Source organism: Mycobacterium sp. NS-7484, from assembly GCF_001953975.1.
Taxonomy (GTDB): domain Bacteria; phylum Actinomycetota; class Actinomycetes; order Mycobacteriales; family Mycobacteriaceae; genus Mycobacterium.
In genome coordinates this window covers 1-566 of record NZ_MBEJ01000086.1, presented here as the reverse complement: position 1 = coordinate 566, position 566 = coordinate 1, and the positions used below count along the sequence as shown (strand labels likewise).

General features: G+C 62.2%; 1 pseudogene. It reads right to left on the bottom strand.

Features of this window, described 5'->3' with window-relative positions:
• Positions 1 to 307: pseudogene (locus tag A5733_RS15340) on the bottom strand (transposase); the annotation flags it as partial.
• Positions 308 to 566 lie beyond the last annotated feature (259 nt).

The following is a 566-nucleotide window of genomic DNA, read 5'->3' as shown; positions in this document are numbered from 1 at the left end:
CTGTGCTTGCGGTTCGGGGTCAGAGGTTTCCCGAGGAGATCTCCTTGAGCATGTCGATGTCGAGGGCCTGGTTGGCGACCAGCTTCTTGAGCCGAGCGTTCTCGGCTTCGAGTTCCTTGAGCCGTTTGGCGTCGTTGGCCTTCATCCCGCCGTACTGGGCCACCCAGCGATGCCAGGTCGACTCGGTGACCTCCAGATGCCGGCACACCTCGGCCAGTTCCTGCCCGGTCCCGAGCAGCGTGTTGCCCTCGGCCAGCTTGCGGATGATCTGATCCGGCGTATGCCGCCGGCGCTTGCTACCTGCCATGTCGTCGTCGATTCTTCCTGCCCAAACACTCGGACAACAGAGTCCCACAACGACTGGACCACTACGAAGGGCTCACCTCACAGGGTTCACTCCCGGACGGTACTGATGCACCGGACGTCCCGCCCTGCCAGCGCCGATCCTGCCGATCCGATGCCCCGTGATCGTCTGAAGCTACTTTGGATTAGGTCGTGTCTGTTAATTGCGGACGCGGTAGAAGGTGATGATGGCGGCCAGAGTGACTCCGCCGAGGTAGCTCAGG